This window comes from Streptomyces sp. NPDC003327 (genome assembly GCF_053589515.1).
Window position 1 is genome coordinate 16271 of record NZ_JBSFSA010000037.1, and the last position, 19416, is coordinate 35686.

At 72.6% G+C, this 19416-nt stretch carries 22 protein-coding genes; 10 read left to right on the forward strand and 12 right to left on the reverse strand.

Annotation, left to right across the window (positions count from 1 at the left end):
• The first annotated feature begins 29 nt into the window (after positions 1-29).
• Positions 30-647, forward strand: a complete 618-nt coding sequence (locus tag ACWDVG_RS24100) for a flavodoxin family protein (protein ID WP_451701705.1) — start codon at positions 30-32, stop codon at positions 645-647.
• A gap of 28 nt (positions 648-675) precedes the next feature.
• Here ACWDVG_RS24100 and ACWDVG_RS24105 read toward each other — a convergent pair whose 3' ends face one another.
• Both ACWDVG_RS24105 and ACWDVG_RS24110 read right to left on the reverse strand, forming a co-directional pair.
• Positions 676-927: a hypothetical protein gene (locus ACWDVG_RS24105; protein WP_451701707.1), complete on the reverse strand. Its 252-nt coding sequence runs from the start codon at positions 925-927 to the stop codon at positions 676-678.
• Entirely contained in the window at positions 924-1277 is a 354-nt protein-coding gene (locus ACWDVG_RS24110; RefSeq protein ID WP_451701709.1) for a DUF6247 family protein, read from the reverse strand. Before ACWDVG_RS24110 ends, ACWDVG_RS24105 begins: the two co-directional genes overlap by 4 nt.
• Here ACWDVG_RS24110 and ACWDVG_RS24115 point away from each other — a divergent pair.
• From ACWDVG_RS24115 to ACWDVG_RS24130, 4 genes are all read left to right on the forward strand, one after another.
• Entirely contained in the window at positions 1276-1482 is a 207-nt protein-coding gene (locus ACWDVG_RS24115) for a GntR family transcriptional regulator (protein WP_451701710.1), read from the forward strand. The two genes, ACWDVG_RS24110 and ACWDVG_RS24115, sit on opposite strands and share 2 nt — an antisense overlap.
• Before the next feature lie 31 nt (positions 1483-1513).
• The gene (locus ACWDVG_RS24120; protein ID WP_451701712.1) at positions 1514-1975 is read left to right on the forward strand and encodes a nucleoside deaminase; all 462 of its coding nucleotides are present in this window, start codon (positions 1514-1516) and stop codon (positions 1973-1975) included.
• A gap of 113 nt (positions 1976-2088) precedes the next feature.
• On the forward strand, positions 2089-4146 hold the full coding sequence (locus ACWDVG_RS24125) for a hypothetical protein (RefSeq protein WP_451701714.1): 2058 nt from the start codon (positions 2089-2091) through the stop codon (positions 4144-4146).
• A 4-nt stretch (positions 4147-4150) separates the two neighbouring features.
• Entirely contained in the window at positions 4151-5692 is a 1542-nt protein-coding gene (locus ACWDVG_RS24130; RefSeq protein WP_451701715.1) for an ABC transporter substrate-binding protein, read from the forward strand.
• Positions 5693-5747: 55 nt separating this feature from the next.
• On the opposite strand, the gene ccsB is transcribed toward ACWDVG_RS24130, so the two are convergent.
• The 7 genes from ccsB to hemL form a co-directional block, all read right to left on the reverse strand.
• Positions 5748-6830, reverse strand: coding sequence for a c-type cytochrome biogenesis protein CcsB (gene ccsB, locus ACWDVG_RS24135; protein ID WP_451701718.1), 1083 nt, complete (start codon positions 6828-6830; stop codon positions 5748-5750).
• Entirely contained in the window at positions 6827-8554 is a 1728-nt protein-coding gene (resB, locus tag ACWDVG_RS24140; RefSeq protein ID WP_451701720.1) for a cytochrome c biogenesis protein ResB, read from the reverse strand. The genes ccsB and resB overlap by 4 nt, the downstream gene beginning before the upstream one ends.
• Before the next feature lie 5 nt (positions 8555-8559).
• Positions 8560-9297: a cytochrome c biogenesis CcdA family protein gene (locus tag ACWDVG_RS24145; RefSeq protein ID WP_451701721.1), complete on the reverse strand. Its 738-nt coding sequence runs from the start codon at positions 9295-9297 to the stop codon at positions 8560-8562.
• Positions 9298-9301: 4 nt separating this feature from the next.
• Complete coding sequence (locus ACWDVG_RS24150) at positions 9302-9940, reverse strand: TlpA family protein disulfide reductase (RefSeq protein WP_451701723.1); 639 nt, start codon at positions 9938-9940, stop codon at positions 9302-9304.
• A 77-nt stretch (positions 9941-10017) separates the two neighbouring features.
• Positions 10018-11292 (reverse strand): hypothetical protein, encoded by a 1275-nt coding sequence (locus ACWDVG_RS24155; RefSeq protein WP_451701725.1) that lies wholly within the window; start codon positions 11290-11292, stop codon positions 10018-10020.
• Between the two features lie 271 nt (positions 11293-11563).
• Positions 11564-12211, reverse strand: coding sequence for a histidine phosphatase family protein (locus ACWDVG_RS24160; protein WP_451701803.1), 648 nt, complete (start codon positions 12209-12211; stop codon positions 11564-11566).
• 152 nt (positions 12212-12363) lie between these two features.
• Positions 12364-13779, reverse strand: a complete 1416-nt coding sequence (gene hemL / locus ACWDVG_RS24165) for a glutamate-1-semialdehyde 2,1-aminomutase (protein ID WP_451701727.1) — start codon at positions 13777-13779, stop codon at positions 12364-12366.
• Positions 13780-13928: 149 nt separating this feature from the next.
• Here hemL and ACWDVG_RS24170 point away from each other — a divergent pair, with 149 nt between their 5' ends.
• Both ACWDVG_RS24170 and ACWDVG_RS24175 read left to right on the forward strand, forming a co-directional pair.
• Positions 13929-14531: a hypothetical protein gene (locus ACWDVG_RS24170; protein WP_451701730.1), complete on the forward strand. Its 603-nt coding sequence runs from the start codon at positions 13929-13931 to the stop codon at positions 14529-14531.
• Between the two features lie 244 nt (positions 14532-14775).
• Positions 14776-15171: a MerR family transcriptional regulator gene (locus ACWDVG_RS24175; RefSeq protein ID WP_451701805.1), complete on the forward strand. Its 396-nt coding sequence runs from the start codon at positions 14776-14778 to the stop codon at positions 15169-15171.
• A gap of 80 nt (positions 15172-15251) precedes the next feature.
• On the opposite strand, the gene ACWDVG_RS24180 is transcribed toward ACWDVG_RS24175, so the two are convergent.
• Complete coding sequence (locus ACWDVG_RS24180) at positions 15252-16115, reverse strand: ABC transporter substrate-binding protein (RefSeq protein ID WP_451701731.1); 864 nt, start codon at positions 16113-16115, stop codon at positions 15252-15254.
• Between the two features lie 260 nt (positions 16116-16375).
• Here ACWDVG_RS24180 and ACWDVG_RS24185 point away from each other — a divergent pair, with 260 nt between their 5' ends.
• Positions 16376-16618, forward strand: coding sequence for a hypothetical protein (locus ACWDVG_RS24185; protein WP_451701732.1), 243 nt, complete (start codon positions 16376-16378; stop codon positions 16616-16618).
• A 38-nt stretch (positions 16619-16656) separates the two neighbouring features.
• On the opposite strand, the gene ACWDVG_RS24190 is transcribed toward ACWDVG_RS24185, so the two are convergent.
• The gene (locus ACWDVG_RS24190; protein ID WP_451701806.1) at positions 16657-17175 is read right to left on the reverse strand and encodes a TIGR03086 family metal-binding protein; all 519 of its coding nucleotides are present in this window, start codon (positions 17173-17175) and stop codon (positions 16657-16659) included.
• Positions 17176-17416: 241 nt separating this feature from the next.
• On the opposite strand from ACWDVG_RS24190, the gene ACWDVG_RS24195 reads away from it, so the two are divergent.
• On the forward strand, positions 17417-18292 hold the full coding sequence (locus tag ACWDVG_RS24195) for an AraC family transcriptional regulator (protein WP_451701733.1): 876 nt from the start codon (positions 17417-17419) through the stop codon (positions 18290-18292).
• A gap of 14 nt (positions 18293-18306) precedes the next feature.
• Positions 18307-18924: a GNAT family N-acetyltransferase gene (locus ACWDVG_RS24200; protein WP_451701734.1), complete on the forward strand. Its 618-nt coding sequence runs from the start codon at positions 18307-18309 to the stop codon at positions 18922-18924.
• Here the strand turns inward: ACWDVG_RS24200 and ACWDVG_RS24205 are convergent.
• Positions 18849-19298, reverse strand: a complete 450-nt coding sequence (locus tag ACWDVG_RS24205; protein ID WP_451701808.1) for a GNAT family N-acetyltransferase — start codon at positions 19296-19298, stop codon at positions 18849-18851. The two genes, ACWDVG_RS24200 and ACWDVG_RS24205, sit on opposite strands and share 76 nt — an antisense overlap.
• Between the last annotated feature and the right edge of the window lie 118 nt (positions 19299-19416).

Sequence of the window (19416 nt, forward strand, 5' to 3'; positions counted from 1 at the left end):
GCGCACCCACGACACCGGAGCAGACAGCCATGACCCTCGACGCCGGATCCGGCTCGGACCGCTCGTTCCTCTTCGTCCTCGGCAGCTCCCGCTCCGACGGCAACTCCGAACTCCTGGCCCGCGAGGCCGCCTCCCACCTCCCGGCCGGCGTCCCGCAGCGCTGGATCGACCTCAACCGCCTGGACCTCCCCGACTTCCAGGACGGCCGCCACGAGGACGCCGCCCGCACGCCGGGCGAGACGGAGGAGCTGCTGCGCCGGGCGACGGAGGAGGCCACCGACATCGTGATCGTCTCGCCCCTGTACTGGTACAGCCTCTCGGCCCAGACCAAGCGGTACCTCGACTACTGGTCGGGCTGGCTGAACGTGCCGGGCTCGGACTTCAAGGAGCGCATGGCGGGCGGCACGCTGTGGGGCGTGACGGCGATGGCGCACGACGAACACGTGGTCGCGGACGGCCTGGTGACCTCCCTCCACAACTCTGCGGCCTACCTCCGCATGCGCTTCGGCGGCGTCCTCACGGGCACGGCCTCCCGCGCGGGCCACATCCGCAACGACGCCCCCGCCCTGATCCGCGCCAAGACCTTCTTCGAGGGCCCGACCCCGCCGGCCCTCTTCCCCTACGAGAAGGCGGACGCGGCGGCGTGAGCTTCTCCGAGTCCTCCCAGCCGAGCGGTCAGAGACAGGTCACCTGGAGGACGTAGCCGCATTCGTAGCGTGGGACGAGAAGGAAGACGAACATCCCACCGGGGACGCGCACGTGTTCGCTCCGGGGGTTCTCCCCCTGGAACAGGGCGCCGTCGAGGTAGAGGCATTCCGCCGCTCTCACCAGTTCGTCGGCCTTCTTCTCCACTTCGGCGACGAAGGCCGGCGGGGCTCCCCCGATGACATGCTCCTCGCTGGGGTCGTACTCCCACCGCCAGCTCACCCGCCCACCGCCTCGTGAGCGGCACGGAGGATCTCCCCGGCGGCTCTGACGTGCCGGCGACTCTCCTCCGGGGTCCCCGCGGTCTGCGCCAGGTACTCGGCGCGGCGCAGCGCGCGGGCGGTGTCGGGGAACCGCTCGATCTCGATGACGGCGGCCCACTGGATCAGGAACATCCGCAGGGGAGCGATGTCGCTCTGTTCGATGGCCTCCGCCACGGCTGCTCGCTGACTGGCGTCCATCTCGGGCACCCGCTCGGGAGCCACGACCGCGAGGGCTGCGCGCAGCGCGGCGGGCGTTCGCTCGGGGCGCGGGATGAGTTCTCCGGCGTGGTCGGGCTGCGTCGTCACCATGTCCTCCAAGGGGTGCCCCGGCCAGCGTATCCAGCCGGAGGCCCGTCCGTACCGGGACCTCGCCACGGAGTACGGCGTCGCCCACCTGACCGTCCGCCGCGCCGCCCAGGTGCTGCGCGAGCGGAGCCCGGTCCTGACCGTTCACGGCAAGGGCACCTTCGTCGCCGGCCCGCTTCCGGGGGACGAGGGTCCGCACGAGGGGTGACGCCCCCGCCCAGCGGGGGAAGGCTCCCCCCATGGATCCCATGGAGCAGGAACAGGCACGGGAGTGGCTCGCCGTCGCCGTGGCCGAGGCGCGGGGCGGGCTCGCCGAGGGGGGGATTCCCATCGGGGCCGCCCTCTACGGGGCCGACGGCACCCTGCTCGGGCGCGGGCGGAACCGGCGCGTGCAGGGCGGGGACCCGTCGGCGCACGCCGAGACCGAGGCGTTCCGCGCGGCCGGGCGGCAGCGGTCGTACCGGGGGACGACCATGGTGACGACCCTGTCGCCGTGCTGGTACTGCTCCGGGCTCGTACGGCAGTTCGGGATCTCGCGGGTCGTCGTCGGGGAGGCGGAGACCTTCCGCGGCGGGCACGACTGGCTCGCGGAGCACGGTGTCGAGGTCGTGGTGCTCGACGACCCCGCATGCGTACGCCTGATGCGGGAGTTCATCGCCGACCGGCCCGCCCTGTGGAACGAGGACATCGGCGACGAGTGAGGCGCGGGCGCCGCCACGGTCCGGCAACGCCTTCACAACGGACCCGAAAAGGCGACCGCTTTGCCAACACACCCTCGATATCCTGGAGTTCACTGTGACGGGGGTGGCAGGGCGTGGACAGGGAACTGTACGGCCGCGACGCGGTGCTCGATCCGGGGGGACTCGTCGCGCGGCTCGTGGGACTCACCCGGCACGGCGCCGCGCGCGTCGCGTACGAGCACGGGGACGACCCGCCCGTGACGGTCTTCACCGGCGGACGCGGCATGGGCAAGACGGTCCTGCTCAAGGAGGTCCGCAACCGCTACAAGGGGTACACCCCGCTCGCCCTGCTCGACTGCGCGCACATCGAGCCGCCGGCCGACCACGGGCCGGGCTGGACCCCGGTGACCGGCGCGCTCGCCGAGCTCGCGGTGCAGCTGTCGCCGAAGGTGCTGGCCGCACGGCCGGTGCAGTTCCCGCGGCTCTCGCTGGGGCTCGTCGCCGTCGCCGCGCTCGGCTGGTCCAGGGAGGACGACGAGCGGGCCCGGCGCGACCTCCAGCGGCTCGGGCCGCTGCTCGCGACCGTCGACGCGACGAAGGCGGCCGCCGCGACCTGGGTGAGCCGGGTCCTCGCCAAGCTCGCCGCCACCTTCGCCGAGTCCTCCGCGCCGCTCGCCGGGCTGGTCGCCGAGGCCACGGTGGAGACGGTCCTGGAGGAGTTCTTCGGCCGCTTCCGGCAGTCCCCGGACGCCTACTACGGCGGGTACCGCAACGCCGGCGGCCGCGGCAGGGCCGGACTCCAGCAGCTCGCCGTCGACTTCGCCCGGGACGACAGGCGCCGGGAGGCGGAGGACTTCCTCGTCGGCGCGCTGGTCGAGGACCTGGTCCGCGCCTACACCGGCATCCTGCAGCGCGGCGCCCGCATCGGACGGCCCGTCGTCCTCCTCGACAACGCCCACGAGCCGCTCGGCCGACGGCTCGTCGAACCGATTCTGCGGGCGCGCGCGGGCGGCCGCCGCGACCGGGTGGTCGTCCTCGCCACCTCCCGCGTCCCCACCCACGAGGGGCTGCGGAACGCCACCCGCGCCCGGCTCCCGGAGACCGCGCACCGGGCGCCCTGCCCGCGCGACACCCGCGTCGGCTCCGGCATCCTGGCCGTCGAGCTCACCCCGCTCTCCCCCGCCCAGACGCGGGCCGTCTTCGACCGGCACGACCCGGCCGGCCGCGCACCCGCCGAGCTGGCCCGCGCCGTTCACCGGCTCACCGGCGGCCGCCCCCTCGGCGTCGCCCTCCTCGGGCGGGCCGCGGGCGAGGCGCCGCCGGAGGTCCGGGCCCGCCTCACGCCGGGCGGGCTGCTCGACCTGACCGTCGAACTGCGCGAGGACACCGCACCGGTGCCGGTCGCGCCCACCCTGCTCGCCGAGCTGTTACCCGTACGGCGCCCCGGCCCGTACGCCGTGCTGGCCGCCGCCCACGACGAGGAGTCCGCCCGGATGCTGGCCCACGCCCGGCTCCCCGGCGAGTCCCTCGACGGCGACGTCGCCCTCCGCGTACGCGACGGGCTGCGCGCCGAGAACTGGGCCGAGGGCCCGGACCACTTCGTCGCCGACCCACTCCTGCGCGCCCTGCTCCTGCACCGGCTCCGCTTCGAGGACGACGACCATCCCCAGTACGCCTCCTGGCACGCCGTCCACGAGACCCTCCACCGGCACTACGGGCCCGCCACCGGCCCGCACCGGCTCCACCACGACCTGGCCCTCGGCCGCACCGAACCCGCCGTCACCCACCTGCGGCTCACCTTCCCCGAGCGGGACGTGCTCGGCTGGCTCGGCACCCTCCGGTTCCTCGCCGCCGCCCCGTACCCGCGCGAACGGCACGGGACCGGGCCCGACCCGCGCCGGGCCGTCGCCCTCGGTCAGGGTCCCGACGGTCCGCCCGCGGGCCTCGACACCGACGCCACCGAACTCCACCTGTCCGTACGGCGCCTGCTGCACGCCGTATGGCTGCTCACCGATCCGCTCGCCCTGCCCGACGAGGACGTGGCCGACCGCCTCGCGCACGAGCTGCGCCGGCTCTCCGGCCGGCACCTCACGGGCAGCGGTCCGCTGTGGGACGCGGCCACCCACTGGCCGCGCGACATCCGCGCCTGGCGGGAGCTGTCGCTGCCGCCGGGCCGCGAGGACGGAGTCTGACGCCATGCTGGAACGGCTGCGCCGCCGCGTCTTCTGGACGCCGCGCCAGAAACTGATCACCTCGACCGTCGTGGCCGCCCTCGTGCTGGGGCTCGGCGGCTACGGCATCGCCCGCCTCGGCACCCCGGAGGACCGTTCCTGCGCGCCGGGCGTCGCCCGCCCGCAGGACAGCTCCGAGTGCGTCGGCGTCAACGGCGACGGCTACGCCTTCGGGGTCCCCGAACTCGCCGAGATCGCCGGGGCCATCGGCAGCGAGAACGCCACCCTGAAGGCCGACGAGTACGCCACGGTCGCCCTCCTCCTGCCGCTGACCTCGCCCGACCGCGGCATGCGCGAGAAGGTGCTGCACGAACTCCAGGGCGCCTACGCCTACCAGTACCGGGCCAACCACCACTCCAACAGCGAGATGCCCCGCATCCGGCTCGTCCTCGCCAACACCGGCAAGGGCAACGCCCACTGGCGGACCACCGTCGACCAGCTCCGGTCCATGACCGGCGCTCCCGACCGGCTGCGGGCCGTCTCCGGCGTCGCCACCTCCTCCTCGGAGGTACGGGAGGCGGTCGCCGCGCTCACCGCGGACGACGGGATCGCCGTCGTCGGCACCACGATCACCGCCGACGACATCGCCAACGGGCCGGGCGCCGGGCACAACCGCTTCCCCGGCCTCGCCCGCGTCTCCCCCACCAACGGCGACGAGGCCAAGGCCCTCGCCCACTTCGGCCGGGTCGACGCCGCCAAGGCCTTCCTCGTCCAGGACACCCGGACCGGCGACCACTACACCGACACCCTCAAGGCGGCCTTCGCCGCCAACCTCAAGGGCGCCCCGCACGAGCCGGCCCTCTTCACCTCGCCCGCCGACCCCACCGAGGAGGGCACCACCGCCAACACCTTCCGGCAGATCACCCACCTCATCTGCGACACCCGCGCCGAGACCGTCTTCTTCGCCGGCCGCCACACCCAGCTCCGCCAGTTCATCAACGCCCTCGGCGCCCGCGGCTGCACCGATCGCGCCTTCACCGTCCTGACCGGCGACGAGGGCTCGTACCTCGGTGCGGACGAGCGGCTGAACCGGGCCGCGCTGCGGGCGAAGCTGACCGTCCGCTACGCCGCCCTCGCCCACCCCGACGCCTGGAAGCGGGCGCCCGGCCGGACGGTCCCGGCCACGGGCGGCTCCGTCGCCGCGTACGACACCTTCCTGGAGGACATCGCGCGCGCCTCGAAGAAGCCGGTGCCGCTCGCCGACGGGCAGGCGATCGTCGCGTACGACGCGATGGCGACGGCGGTCCACGCGATCCGGCAGGCCACCCCGAAGGACGCCCGCCACCCGGAGCTCGCGGACGTCGTCACCCAGTGGCCGCAGGTGAAGGGCTCGCTGCGGGTGGAGGGCGCGAGCGGCTGGATCTGCCTGGACAACTACGGCAATCCGTACAACAAGGCGGTGCCGATCGTGGAGCTGGCCCTGGACGGCTCCCAGCGCTTCGTCCAGATCGCCTGGCCGGAGGGCCGCCCGCCCGCGGAGTCCTGCCTGCCGCCGAAGAAGGGCTGACCGGCCGGGCGTCCGGGCGGACCGGTCCACCGGCCGCCCGGGGGCCCGTGCCGGCTCAGACGCCGGCGTAGGAGTGCTTGCTGCTGACGAAGATGTTGACGCCGTAGTAGTTGAAGAGGAAGCAGCCGAAGGCGATGAGCGCGATGTACGCGGCCTTGCGCCCCTTCCAGCCGGCCGTGGCGCGCGCGTGCAGGTACGCGGCGTAGCCGACCCAGGTGATGAAGGACCAGACCTCCTTGGCGTCCCAGCCCCAGTAGCGGCCCCAGGCGTCGCCCGCCCAGATCGCGCCCGCGATGATCGTGAACGTCCACAGCGGGAAGATCGCGGCGTTGACGCGGTACGCGAACTTGTCGAGGGTCGCGGCGGCCGGCAGGCGCTCCAGGACGGAGCGGGCGAAGGCGCTCGGGGTGCCGCCCGCGGCGAGCTTGTTCTCGTACGAGTCGCGGAAGAGGTACAGCAGGGTGGCGACCGCGCCGAGGTAGAGCACCGCGCCGCAGAAGATGGCGGTGGAGACGTGGATCCACAGCCAGTACGAGTCGAGGGCGGGAACCAGCTGGTCGCTCTCGGTGTAGAGCAGGGTGGTCGCCACGCCGAGGTCGAGCAGGACCGTCGTCACCAGCGGCAGGCCGATCCAGCGCACGTTCTTCCCGGCGAGGAGGAAGGCCAGGTACACGCCGACCGCCACCGTGGAGAAGGTGGTGGAGAACTCGTACATGTTGCCCCAGGGGGCGCGCTGCACGGAGATCGCGCGGGTGACCACGCCGGCCGCCTCGATCGCGAAGGCGAGGACGGTGAGGGAGATCGCGATCCGGCCGTACAGGTCGCCCTTGACCGTGCCGCCGGCGGCGCCGGGGCCGTCCGCCACGTCACGGGTGCCCGCGGCGGAACGCGTGACGACCTTCGGCTTGTCCAGGACGGCGGTGCCGCCCGCGCCCTTGGTGCGCACGGTCACCGCGGGTGCGGCCGCCGCGGTCTCCCGGGTCAGGGCGGCGGCGGTGCGGCCGACCTTGCTGCGGCTGCCGAACACCCACTCGGCGATGTGGGCCAGGAAGGCCAGGGTGTAGACGGCCATCGAGGAGTAGACGAGCGTGTTGCTCATCTGCGCCAGGCCCTCGTTGGTCGTGGCGGCGAGGATCACTTCTCGGCCCCTTCTTCTGCTGCTTCTTCGGCAGGTTCCGGCGCCGGGGGCGCCTGTGCGGTGAGCGTGACCGCGAGCTCGGCCAGCTCCTCGGGGAGCTTGGCGGAGTCACTCCGGCCGAGCCCCGCCATCTCGACGACGGTGACGCCGTCCTTCCCCCGTACGGCCCTGACCCAGATCCGGCGCCGCTGGATGAACAGCGAACCGGTCAGGCCGGCGATCGCGGCGACGGCGCCCGCGAGGGCCAGGCCGTTGCCGGGCTGCTGCGAGATCTGGAAGCTCGCCCACTCCTTGATCTCCTTCTCGAAGGTGATCGAGCCGGCACCGTCGGGCAGGGTCATCGTCTCGCCGGGCCGCATGCGCTGGGCGACTCCGGTGCCTCCGTCGACCTTGAACTGGGTCATCTTGGAGGTGTCCAGCTGGTACACGTTCTGCGGTAGACCGGAGTTGACGCGCAGGTCGCCGTGGTAGCCGGTGAGGGCCATGACCGGGAAGTCCAGGGCGGGGAACTGGGAGAACATGCTGCCCTGCCCGGCGCCCGCGAAGGTCGGCACGAAGAAGGCCTGGAAGCCCAGCTGCTCCTTCTTGCCGTTCTTGTCGCGGTAGCCGTCCATGACCTTGATCGCGCCGGTCGAGGTGATGTTGTTGTCGATCGGCAGGAGCGGCACGGCGCCGTGGAAGACGACCTTGCCGCGGCCGTCCTTGACGGTGACGACGGGCGCGTACCCGTGGGCGATCAGGTAGACCTTCGACTCGCCGACCTTCAGCGGCTCGTTGACCCGGATGATCGCCTTGCGGTCCTTCGCGTCTCCGTCGGAGTACGTGACGGCCGCCTCGAACGTGCGCGGGGTACCGCGCTGCGGGCCGCTCTGCTCGTACGTGCCGGTGAAGGTGTCCAGGGTGAAGCTGAACGGCTCCAGCTCGTCGGTGCCGAACTGGGAGCCGGACTTGAAGTCGTCGTACTGGGTGAGCGTGTTGGAGAAGCCGTCGCCCTCGACGACCAGCTTGCCGCCCTCGGACTTGAACAGCTGGCCCCAGGCGAAGGCGACCAGCATCACGATCAGGGCGATGTGGAAGACCAGGTTCCCGGCCTCGCGGAGGTAGCCCTTCTCGGCGGCGACGGCGTCGTCGACGGCGTGGGCGCGGAAGCGGCGGCCCTTGAGGACGGCGAGCGCGGCCTCCCTGACCTCCTCGGGCGCGGCCTCGGTCCGCCAGGTCGTGTACGCGGGGAGGCGGGTGAGGCGCCCGGGGGCGCGCGGCGGCCGGGAGCGGAGCTGGCCGACGAACTGCCAGGTGCGCGGCACGATGCAGCCGATGAGGGAGACGAACAGCAGGATGTAGATCGCGGAGAACCACGCCGAGCTGTAGACGTCGAAGAGCTGGAGCTTCTCGTAGATCGGGGTGAGGGTCTCGTGGGCCCGCTTGAAGTCCGCGACCTTCATCTCGTCCGCGCTGGTCTGCGGGACGAGCGAGCCCGGGACGGCGCCGAGGGAGAGCAGGAAGAGGAGGATCAGCGCGACCCGCATGGAGGTCAGCTGCCGCCAGAACCAGCGGATCCAGCCGACGACACCGAGGGTGGGGCCGCCGACGGTCCCGTCCCGGCCCTCCTCGTGGCCCTCCTCCCGGGGCGCGGTGGACAGCTGGGCCCCGGCGTCCCCGAGGTGGTCGGGGTGCTCCGCGTCGCCCCGGTCGTCCCCGTCGCGCTTCGTGTCGGTTGTGCTCATGGAACTCAGATCCCCACCGTGAAACCGTTGGACCAGCCCTGCATCGTGGCGACCATGCTGTCCCAGGCGCCTGTGAGGAGCAGGACGCCGGTGACGATCATCATGCCGCCGCCGATCCTCATCACCCACACGTAGTGCTTCTTGACCCAGCCGAAGGCGCCGAGCGCCTTGCGGAAGGCTATGGCGGCGAGGACGAAGGGCACGCCGAGGCCCAGGCAGTACGCGAAGGCGAGCAGCGCCCCGCGTCCGGCGCTGGCCTGCTCCAGGGCGAGCGCGTTCACCGAGGCGAGGGTCGGGCCGATGCACGGCGTCCAGCCGATGCCGAAGAGCGCGCCGAGCAGCGGGGCGCCGACGAGTCCGGCGACGGGCTTGCGGTGGAAGCGGAACTCGCGCTGGGTGAACCAGGGCATGAGGCCGAGGAAGAAGACGCCCATGAGGACCATGACCACGCCGAGGACGGTGGTGAGGGTCTCGCGGTACTCCTGGAGCGTCGAGCCGAAGTAGCCGAAGAGCGCGCCGCCGGAGACGAAGACGGCGGTGAAGCCGAGGACGAAGAGGGCGGCGCCCGCGGTCATCCGGCCGCGGCGGCTCTCGGCGAGGTCGGTGCCGGTGACGCCGGTGACGTACGAGAGGTAGCCGGGGACGAGCGGCAGCACGCAGGGCGAGAAGAAGGAGACCAGGCCGCCGAGGACGGCGACGGGTACGGCGAGCAGCAGGGCGCCGCTGGTGACCGTCTCGTTCACGGGCTCACTTCTCCTTGAGGAGCGGCTCGATCATCGAACGGAGCTTGCCCTCGTCGATCGCCATGAGCGCGCGGGCGGCGATCTTGCCCTCCTTGTCGAGGACGACGGTGGAGGGGATGCCCTGGAGGCTCAGGGTGCCCTTGGGGAAGCCGAAGAGGATCAGCTTGCCCTGTGGGTCGTAGAGGCTCGGGTAGGGGACCTGGTAGTCCTCTTCGAAGGTGAGCGCCTGCTGCTTGTTGGCGTCGCGGGTGTTGAGGCCGACGAACGCCACGTCCTCGCCCTTGAGGTCGTTGGCGACCTTGGCGAAGTGCGAGGCCTCGGCGCGGCAGGGGCCGCACCAGGAGCCCCAGGCGTTGAGCACGACGACCTTGCCCTTGAGGTCGGCGACGTCGAGCCGCTCCCCGTCGAGGGTCTCGCCGGCGATCTGGTTGATCGACTCGCGCTCGCCCTTGGCGACGGTGGAGATGCCGCCCTTGCTGGTGACGTAGTTGGTGTTGCCGCCGCCGGAGGTGCCGTTGCCGTCGCCGCCGCACGCGGAGAGCGCGAGGGCGGCGGACAGCGCTCCGACGGCGACCAGGGTGCGCCGGGTGCTCTGGCTCCGCCGGGTGCGTCGGGTGCGTCGAGGGGCACGGCTAAGGCTCATGTGAAAAGTTTCGCATGGGCGTTTGGGGGATCTTGGGCACCCCCCTACGTGCCCGTAACGCCCGTTGTCAAGATCGGCTAAGCGGCGGGGGTTCCGGTGGCGGCGGGGGTGAGGAAGCCGTTCCAGCCGCCGGCCGGGTTCTGACCGACCTCCAGGGTACGGAGCTTGGCGAGGATCTTCGGGTCCTGGACGTCCAGCCAGTCGGTGAACTGGCGGAAGGAGACGAGCCTCACGTCCTTCTTCCCGGCCATGTGCTTGAGGGCCTCCTCGACGGCGTCCATGTAGATGCCGCCGTTCCACTGCTCGAAGTGGTTGCCGACGAAGAACGGCGCGCGGTTCGTCTCGTACGCCCGCCGGAAGCCGGCGACGAGGGCGTCGGTGGCCTGCTTGCGCCAGCCCGGGTAGCGGGACGGCATGCCCTTCGTCGTGTTCTGCGACTGGTTGGCGAGGATGTTGTAGTCCATGGACAGGACCTCGAAGGAGTGCCCGGGGAACGGGACGGCCTGGAGGGGCAGGTCCCAGATGCCCTGGCGCTTGACGGGCCAGACCTGGCGGCCGCCGGGCGAGCTGGCGTCGTAGCGCCAGCCGAGCCGCTTGGCGGTGGGCAGCAGGTTGTCCTGGCCGAGGAGGCAGGGGGTGCGGCCGCCGACGAGCTCCTTGGAGTAGTCGAAGGGCAGCGGGTCGAGGTCGGTCCAGCCGCTGTTGGTCTTCCACTCGGTGACGAACTTCACCGCCTGGTCGATCTCGCTCTGCCACTGCGCCGGGGTCCAGTTCCCGACGGAGCCGGAGCCGCCGCAGAAGTGCCCGTTGAAGTGGGTGCCGATCTCGTGGCCCTCGAGCCAGGCCTGGCGGACGTACTTCAGGGTGTCCTTGATGTGGTCGTCGGTGAGGTAGCCGATGTCGGAGGCGCCGACGCGGTTGTTCGGGGGGTGGTAGAGGTTCTTCTTGGACTCGGGGAGGAGGTAGATCCCGGAGAGGAAGAACGTCATGGCCGCGTCGTGGTTCTTGGCGAGTTCCAGGAAGCGGGGGAAGAGGCCGTTGCCGACCTCTCCGGCGCCGTCCCAGGAGAAGACGACGAACTGCGGCGGGGTCTGGCCGGGTTCGAGCGGGACCGGGGCGTCGGGCTGGTGGGGCTGCTTGCCGGTGTCGGCGGTGGAACCGTCACCGATGAGCTTGGCGTCGTCCTTGGTCGGGGCGGGCGTCGTGGGGTTCTGCGTCCCGGCGTCACCACCCTTGCCGGGTCCGGAAGTTCCCTTTTTGTCCCCTTCGCCTGTTCCGCACCCGGCGATTCCGAGTGCGGCGGCCGCACCGACACCCGCTCCGAGAAGGCCCCTTCGACTGATCCCGCGCATGACATCCCCATTCGCGCTGACGTATGACCGAAACGTCATCCAAACCGACAATGAGTGAGATGCGGGGATGAACACGGAGGTTCCGGTCACTCGCACAAAAATTTCAGGGCGATCGAAAGTCGTGTGTGTCTTTCGATCGCCCTGAACTGTGGAGGGCCGGGCGCCCCCTGTCCAGGGGGCGCGTCCCTCGGGCGCGCGTGGGTCGGCCGGGACGGGGTGCCCGGCCGGACCTTGGAGGGGCCGCGGGGCGGGGTCAGGCGCCGGGGCGGGGTCAGGCGCCGAAGGCCTTCGCCTTGCCCTTCACGGGCTTCGCGCCCGCCCGCAGGTGCACCGGCACCAGGTCGAGCGCGGGCTCGCTGTACCCGACCGAGACGATCCGGTCACCGCGGTACGTGAACGAGGTCAGCGAGGCGAGCGTGCACTGGCGCCGCCGCGGATCGTGCCAGAGCCGCCGCTTCTCCACGAAGCTGCGGACGATCCAGATCGGCAGCTGGTGGCTGACACAGACCGCCTCGTGGCCGCGCGCCGCGTCCTTCGCCGCGTCCAGCGCGCCCATCATCCGGACGACCTGCTCGACGTACGGCTCGCCCCAGGACGGCTGGAACGGGTTGGTCAGGTGCTTCCAGTTGCCCGGCTTGCGCAGCGCGCCGTCGCCGACGCCGAACGTCTTGCCCTCGAAGACGTTGCCCGCCTCGATGAGCCGCTCGTCGGTCGCGAGCTCCAGGTCGTGGGACGCGGCGATCGGCGTCGCCGTCTCCTGCGCCCGCTCCAGCGGGGAGGCGACGACGTACGTGATGTCCCGGCCCGCCAGGTGCTCGGCGACCCGGTCCGCCATCTGCCGGCCCAGCTCGGAGAGGTGGTAGCCGGCCCGGCGGCCGTACAGCACGCCGTCCGGGTTGTGCACCTCGCCGTGCCGCATCAGGTGGACGACGGTGACGTCGTCCGGACTCTTCGCCCCGGCCTTCTCCCTGGCGTCGCTGCGCGTCGGGTCGACGCTCGTGGGGTCGACATCCGTGGGGTCGACGCTCGCGGGATCGGCGTTCCTCGCGTCGGCGTTCCTCGCGTCGGTGCTCATGCCGTGGCCTCCGCGGCGGCGCGGGCGGCGGCCGGCAGGGCGGCGGCGATCCGCTCGACCGCGCGCTCGTCGTGCGCCGTCGACACGAACCAGGACTCGAAGGCGGACGGCGGCAGGTAGACCCCGTCGGCCAGCATCGAGTGGAAGAACGCGTTGAAGCGGAACGCCTCCTGCTTCTTCGCGTCGTCGTAGTTCCGCACCTCGTCGGCGGTGAAGAACACCGAGAACATGTTCGACGCCGTCTGGAGCCGGTGTGCCACGCCCTCCTTGGCGAGCGCGCCCGTCACCAGGCCCTGGATCTCCTTCGAGACCGCGTCGACCTTCGCGTACGCCGCGTCGTCGAGCAGCCGCAGCTGCGCGAGCCCCGCGGCCGTCGCGATCGGGTTACCGGACAGCGTGCCCGCCTGGTAGACCGGGCCGGCCGGGGCCAGGTGCCCCATGACGTCGGCGCGGCCGCCGAACGCCGCCGCCGGGAAGCCGCCGCCCATGACCTTGCCGAAGGTCATCAGGTCGGGCTTCACGCCGTCGACGCCGTACCATCCGGCCCGCGAGGTGCGGAATCCGGTCATCACCTCGTCGGAGATGTACAGCGCGCCGTTCTCCCGGCACAGGTCCGCCAGGCCCTGGTTGAAACCGGCCACCGGCGGGACGACGCCCATGTTGCCCGGCGAGGCCTCCGTGATCACGCACGCGATCTCGCCCGGGTGCGCGGCGAACGCCGCCCGGACCGCCTCCAGGTCGTTGTAGGGCAGCACGATCGTGTCGCCCGCCTGCGCGCCCGTCACGCCGGGCGTGTCGGGCAGCCCGAAGGTCGCCACGCCGGAACCGGCCGCGGCGAGCAGCGCGTCCACGTGGCCGTGGTAGCAGCCGGCGAACTTGACGACCTTGGCGCGCCCGGTGAAACCGCGGGCCAGCCGGATCGCCGACATGGTCGCCTCGGTGCCGGAGGAGACGAGCCGCACCTGTTCGACGGGCTCGATCCGGCCCACGATCTCCTCGGCGAGCGCCACCTCGCCCTCGCCGGGCGTGCCGAAGGAGGTGCCACGGGCCACCGCGGCCTGCACCGCGGCGGTCACCTCGGGGTGCGCGTGGCCGAGGATCATCGGTCCCCACGAGCAGACGAGGTCGACGTACTCGCGACCGTCCGCATCGGTGAGGTACGGACCGGTACCGGACACCATGAAACGGGGCGTTCCGCCCACGGCCCGGAAGGCGCGGACCGGTGAGTTCACGCCGCCGGGCGTCACAACGGAAGCGCGGTCGAAAAGCGTCTGTGAGACTGGGGCTTCGTATGAATACGACACAGTGATCCTGACCTGCGAGTACGACGTCTGATACGGAGGGACGGTGTGGGCACCCTGTGAATTACGCCGGGGCGTCTGTCCTCCGCGTCTGCGAAACTGGGGCGTCATAGGGATGGCTCACGGAATCCATGGTGTCAGAGGCCACGACGTTCTTGCGGACAGGTGTTTCACCGTACGAACGTGGGGGAGGTCACTGACACGATGATCGGGTTGCGCGGCGGGGTCGTGTTGCCGAGAAAAAGCAGTCGGGTGGAGATATGCATCGCGGTGGCGGACCGGGCGAGGGGACGGACGACCTGGGTCCTGGGCCTTCCCGGCGGGGGAGGCACCGGCGCCGGCGCACGGAGGAGCCGGCACCCGCGGAGAGCCGGGCGACCCCCGACCCCGTGGCGGACGCCGCTCCGACGGGCGGGGGCCGGAGCTTGGGGGTGACGTACAAGTACTTCGGCGCGCCCAACAGCGCGACGGCGGCCCAGGTCCCGATCTCGATGCGCCCGGAGGAGCTCGGCGGTGACGAGCTCGGCATGGGCGGCATGTTCACCAAGATCAAGCCGGAGACGATAGCGGCGATGGTCCTGACGGGCATCCAGGGCATGCCCCTGCACAAGGTGCCCCCGCTGGAACTGGTCGTCCTGCACCCGGACTACGCGGTGGTGAAGCTGCCGATGACGGTGGTCGACCCGCTGCGCGGCATCGGCGAGGAGTCGGTCGGCGCCGCCGCCTTCATCTGGTCCACGGTCCCGGACCGGGGCGGGCCGCGCGACGCCTTCGACGTCTACCAGCTGCTGCACGAGTGGCAGGACTTCTCCGTCCGCCTCCACGAGGCGGGACACCAGCCGTACTGCCTGGTCTGGCCCTGAGGTTCCGCGCTTCGCCACGTTTCGCGGTGCTTCGCCGTGTCTCGCCGCGTTTCGCCGCATGTCCGGCGCTCATCGATGATGAAGTACGGACAAAAGGTATGTATGCACGGGTGTGTGTGCACGGGTGTGTGCACGGGTGTGTGCACGGAGCGCGGAAGGAACCGAGGCCGTGAGCGGAGCACAAGCAGCAGGGCGGGGAGCGGTTCATGAGGGCGGGCGCCGCCCGCGCCCGGCGGGCGAGCCCCTGCAGATCGCCGAGGTCGCGGCGCGGACGGAGCTGCCCCTCCGCACCATCCGGCAGTACGAGGACAGCGGCCTGGTCGTGCCGTCCGCGGCCTCCCCGGGCGGTTTCCCGCTCTACACGGACGCGGACGTGTCCCGGCTGATGGTGATCCGCCGCATGAAGCCGCTCGGCTTCACGCTGGAGGAGACCCGCGAGCTCCTCACGGCCGTCGACCGCCTCGCCGCCGACCGGCCGGGCTCGGACACGGAGCTCACCCCGCCGGAACGCGACGCGATCGTCTCCCGCATCCGCCGCTACGAGGAGGCCGCGGCCGAACGGGTCGCCGAACTCCGCGCCCAGCTCACCCGCGCCGAGGAGTTCGCCTCCTCCCTCCGCTCCTGCCTGACGGGCGCGTAGGCACTCGGCGGGCGGGCCGGGGGTCGGGGGCGGGGGTCGGGGGTCAGGGCCTGGTCAGGGCTCGGGGGGCGGGGCCCTGGTCAGGGCTCGGGGGTCAGGGCGGTCGCCAGGTCCCGGAAGAAGCGGGCGTACGCGGCGGCGCTGGGCGGGGTCTCGGGGCTCCAGGGGGCGAGCCGGACGGCGGCCGGCAGCGCGCCGGGCACCTCGGTCGGCGGGACGGCGTTGGTCCGGTCGTCGAAGAGCACGAGGTCCGCTCCGAGTTCGGCGGCGCGCTCCCAGTCGGCCGTGAGCCAGCTCGCGCCGGTCCCGGGTCCCGGGTCGACCAGCCGGACGCCGAGTGCGGCGAGCCGGACCAGTTCGGGCCAGGCCTCTGGCCGGGCGAGGTGCACCTGGTCGGGGCCCGCCCCGGAGAGCGCGAGGACCCGGGTTCCGGCCCCGGGCCCGGTGGCCGTCGCCCTGAGCGCGGCCTCGGCGTCCGCCGGCGCGGAGCCCGGGCCCGCGGTCGGCGCCGCCGCGCCGCCCAGCGTCCCGGCCAGCTCGGCGAAGCGGTCGAGGATCGCGGTCAGGGGCGACTCGTTGCCGACCGAGAGGGCGACGAGCGGCACCCCGAGGCGCTCGGCGACCGCCTCGTCCAGCGCGTACGGACTCTTCCCGTCGTACGTCACGTCCACGACCAGCTCCGGGCGCAGCTCCCGCAGGGCGCTCTCGTCGAGGCTCCGCCCGGGTCCGAGGTACGGGACGCCCGCTTCCGCGAGCCCGCCCGCCTTGGCCGGATCCAGCCCCTCGCCGTCGTGTCCCGATCCGTACACGGCGACCGGTGTCACCCCCAGGTCGAGCAGGGCCGCCCCGGCCCGTACGTACGCGACCACGCGCTCCGGCACGCGCGCCGCCCCCGCCCGCACCCCCCTGTCGTCGCCGAACCCCCATGCCTGCGTTCCGGACATGCGACTGCCCCCTCCCCGGCCGGAATCTGCCTCTTCCGCCACCTTGGAGTGGTTCCCCGGCCCGCACAAGAGGGCCTGTCGCCCCTGTGGAGAACCGTCCCTCCGGGACTTTCGCCCTCCGGGCCCCCTGCCGAAAGTCCCCCAGGGTGGTGTTAACTGAACGCGTCGGGAGGAAGCAGTAGGAATCGTCAGCGCCGCCGTCCCCGGCGCGCCCCTGCCAGGGCGTCCCGTGTCGCGGCCCTCACGCCCTGGAGTGAGCCATGTCCTTGCCCGGCCAGTTCTCGGATCCCCGGGTCATCACGCTCTTCGGCCTCCTCGCCGTCTCCGCGACGGTGTGGCTGGCCTTCGGCCTGCGCGCCCGCGCCCGCCGCGCGGGGTCGGCCACGCCGCTGGAGCGCGTCTGGCACCCCCAGGAATCGGTCCCCCTGACCCCCGCCGAGGAGCGGGCCTTCGGCCAGGTCGCCGCCCGTCTGTCGCCGGGTTCGGCGGGCCGCCCGCGCTGAGGCCCGCGGAAGACCCGGGGGCACGGGGCCGGGGTGCCTCAGCCGGTCCAGGCGCGCGGGTCGCGCCCGGTGGTGGTGAGCAGCCGCTCGAACGCGGTGGCGTCGGCGGGCGTCTCGACGACCTCCCCGAAGACCTTCATCGAGCGGGCCATGGGCGCCATCCGCTCCACCTCCTCCAGGAGCCCGGCCACGACCGCCGGGTCCGGCTCGAAGGGACGCCCGGTGGCGCGGGCGAGGTCCCACGCGTGCACGGTGAGGTCGAGCAGGACCATCGCCCCGACCGTCCGCGCGGGCAGCTCCATGGCTCCGGTGGTGCCCTCGTCGGCGCCGGGTGCCGACCAGGCGGCGACCAGCTTCCGTGTCTCGTCCGCGAACCGCTCGCGCCACGCGGGGTCGGCGAGACGGTCGGGGGTGTCGGAGAAGTCGGCCGGCTGCTTGGCCGCGAGCGCCTGGAAGTTCACGACGACGGCGAAGAGGTGGTTGAGCAGGTCGCGGACGTCGTACTCGGCGCAGGGGGTGGGCGCGCCGAGCGAGGTGTCCTCGGTCGAGTCGATCAGGGGGTGGCGTGGGCGGCCGCGATGCGGAGCAGCTCGCCGACGCGGGGCTGGTCGGGCCGGCTGGGCTGGTTGTCGTAGGTCATGGGCTGACGCTAGGGAGCCTCCCCGCCCGCGTCTTGAAGAAACGCGCCACGCCCCCGATCCGGACCCTGATCCGCCCCTGAGACGGCCCGGAGACGGCGCGAAGAGGGCCCGGAGACGGCGCGCGGGGTCCTGGAGCGAGCGGGCCTAGCATGCGGGCATGCCCGCTGCCGCCTCCTTCCCCGCCCCCGCCTTCGGCCCGGGTCCGCGCCGGGACACCCGGGGCATCGTCGACCCGGCGGAACTGCTCGCCCGCGTCCGTTTCCGCCGCCATGCTCCGGTGGCGCCGGAGCTGCGGCCGTACCTGGAGCACTACTGGCTGATCGACTGGGAGCTCTCGGAGCCGTACGCGACCCACGTCCTCCCGCATCCGTCGGTGAACGTCGTCTTCCAGCGGTACGGCCCCGGCCCCGGGGCCTCGGCGGAGGTCGCGGGGGTCGGGCTCGGGCTGTTCACGAAGAGGTTGTCGGGCCGCGGCCGGGTCTGCGGCGTGCAGTTCCGGCCCGGCGGCTTCCGGCCGTTCGCGCCCGCGCGGCCGGTCTCGGCGTGGACGGACCGCCGGGTCCCGCTCGCCGAGGTCTTCCCGGGGGCCGACGCGGACGGGGGCGCCCTCGCGGCGGTGCTGGACCCGGACGCCGACCACGCGCGCGTGGCGGCCCTCGACGCCTTCCTCCTCGCCCGCGGTCCCGTCGTCGACCCGGTGGCCGAGCAGGCGATGGAGCTGGTGCAGCTGATCCGGACGGACCGCACGATCCGCCGGGTCGCCGCGCTCTGCGCCGCCTCCGGTCTCCCGGCCCGTTCGCTCCAGCGGCTCTTCGCGACCCACGTGGGCGTGGGCCCGAAGTGGGTCGTCCTGCGCTACCGCATCCACGAGGCGCTGGAGCGCGCCGGCTCCGCGGAGGACGGCGACACCACGGACTGGGCGGGTCTCGCGGCCGACCTGGGCTACAGCGACCAGGCCCATCTCGTACGGGACTTCACGGCGACGATCGGCCTCTCGCCGACGGCGTACGCGCGGGGCCTGTCGGTGCCCTGACCTACGGTGCGGTCATGGACGACGACACCACATCCCCGCCCGTGCGCCTGGAAGCCTGGTCCGAGGGTGACGCGGAGCTGCTGCGGGCCCTGAACTCACCGGAGTCGACGGCGCACCTCGGCGGCCAGGAGACCGAGGAGCAGCTCGCCCGGCGCCACAGGCGGTACGTGGAGCTGAGCGCGGACGGGACGGGTGCGGGGCGCATGTTCCGGATCGTTTTGCTGCCGGAGGAGACCGTGGCGGGCAGCATCGGCTTCTGGGCGCGGACCTGGGAGGGCGAGGAGGTGTACGAGACGGGCTGGTCGGTGCTGCCCGGCTTCCGGGGCCGGGGCGTGGCGACGGCAGCCACGCGCGCGGTGGCGGCCGCGGCGCGGGAGACCGGCCTGCGCCGCCGTCTGCACGCGTTCCCGTCGGTGGGGAACGCCGCGTCGAACGCGGTGTGCCGGAAGGCGGGGTTCGAGCTGGTCGGGGAGCGCGGTTTCGAGTACCCGCCGGGCCGGCCGATGCGGTGCAACGACTGGCGGCTCGACCTCGGCGGGGAGGGCCCCCTCGCGGGTCAGACCTCGTCGGGGGCGGCGATGAGCGGCCGGGTGAAGTGGAAGGCCACGATGTCGAAGCGCTCGCGCAGGTAGAAGCGGTGGGCTCCGGTGCGATGGGTGCCGGAGTCCAGGTTGAGTTCGTGGCAGTCGGCGGCGCGGGCGTGGCCCTCCAGGTGGGCGACGAGGGCGTGCCCGACGCCGGTGGAGCGCTCGGCCGCGGCGGTCACCAGGTCGTCGACGTAGAGCTTCCGCAGGGAGCTGGTGTTGTCGATGATCCGCCACCCGGCGGCGCCGACGCAGCGGCCGTCGTCGGTGTAGGCGGCGGTGAAGCGCAGGCCCTGTGCGTGGCCGCGCTCGTAGACCTCGCGGAAGAGTTCCGGGGTGAGGTGGGGGCGGAGTTCGACGAGGACCGGGAGGAGATCGGTCTCCAGCCGGGGGTCGCCGGGCGCGAGGTCGATGAGCTTCATGGCGGGACGGTATCTCAGGGTGATCTCCGGGTTGACGGCCGACGGCTCCTCGCGGATATTTATCTGCGTGACACAGATTCTTCTCTGTGCAGCATATGTCATCAGCTCTCCCACTCGA

What these genes read in the sequence shown, in the direction of transcription:
- ACWDVG_RS24100 (WP_451701705.1), top strand. Translation starts at nt 30, where the DNA reads ATGACCCTCGACGCCGGATCCGGCTCGGACCGCTCGTTCCTCTTCGTC.
- ACWDVG_RS24115 (WP_451701710.1), top strand. Translation starts at nt 1,276, where the DNA reads ATGTCCTCCAAGGGGTGCCCCGGCCAGCGTATCCAGCCGGAGGCCCGT.
- ACWDVG_RS24110 (WP_451701709.1), bottom strand. Translation starts at nt 1,277, where the DNA reads ATGGTGACGACGCAGCCCGACCACGCCGGAGAACTCATCCCGCGCCCC.
- ACWDVG_RS24120 (WP_451701712.1), top strand. Translation starts at nt 1,514, where the DNA reads ATGGATCCCATGGAGCAGGAACAGGCACGGGAGTGGCTCGCCGTCGCC.
- ACWDVG_RS24130 (WP_451701715.1), top strand. Translation starts at nt 4,151, where the DNA reads ATGCTGGAACGGCTGCGCCGCCGCGTCTTCTGGACGCCGCGCCAGAAA.
- resB (WP_451701720.1), bottom strand. Translation starts at nt 8,554, where the DNA reads ATGAGCACAACCGACACGAAGCGCGACGGGGACGACCGGGGCGACGCG.
- ACWDVG_RS24150 (WP_451701723.1), bottom strand. Translation starts at nt 9,940, where the DNA reads ATGAGCCTTAGCCGTGCCCCTCGACGCACCCGACGCACCCGGCGGAGC.
- ACWDVG_RS24155 (WP_451701725.1), bottom strand. Translation starts at nt 11,292, where the DNA reads ATGCGCGGGATCAGTCGAAGGGGCCTTCTCGGAGCGGGTGTCGGTGCG.
- ACWDVG_RS24160 (WP_451701803.1), bottom strand. Translation starts at nt 12,211, where the DNA reads ATGCGGCACGGCGAGGTGCACAACCCGGACGGCGTGCTGTACGGCCGC.
- hemL (WP_451701727.1), bottom strand. Translation starts at nt 13,779, where the DNA reads ATGACGCCCCAGTTTCGCAGACGCGGAGGACAGACGCCCCGGCGTAAT.
- ACWDVG_RS24170 (WP_451701730.1), top strand. Translation starts at nt 13,929, where the DNA reads ATGCATCGCGGTGGCGGACCGGGCGAGGGGACGGACGACCTGGGTCCT.
- ACWDVG_RS24180 (WP_451701731.1), bottom strand. Translation starts at nt 16,115, where the DNA reads ATGTCCGGAACGCAGGCATGGGGGTTCGGCGACGACAGGGGGGTGCGG.
- ACWDVG_RS24185 (WP_451701732.1), top strand. Translation starts at nt 16,376, where the DNA reads ATGTCCTTGCCCGGCCAGTTCTCGGATCCCCGGGTCATCACGCTCTTC.
- ACWDVG_RS24195 (WP_451701733.1), top strand. Translation starts at nt 17,417, where the DNA reads ATGCCCGCTGCCGCCTCCTTCCCCGCCCCCGCCTTCGGCCCGGGTCCG.
- ACWDVG_RS24200 (WP_451701734.1), top strand. Translation starts at nt 18,307, where the DNA reads ATGGACGACGACACCACATCCCCGCCCGTGCGCCTGGAAGCCTGGTCC.
- ACWDVG_RS24205 (WP_451701808.1), bottom strand. Translation starts at nt 19,298, where the DNA reads ATGAAGCTCATCGACCTCGCGCCCGGCGACCCCCGGCTGGAGACCGAT.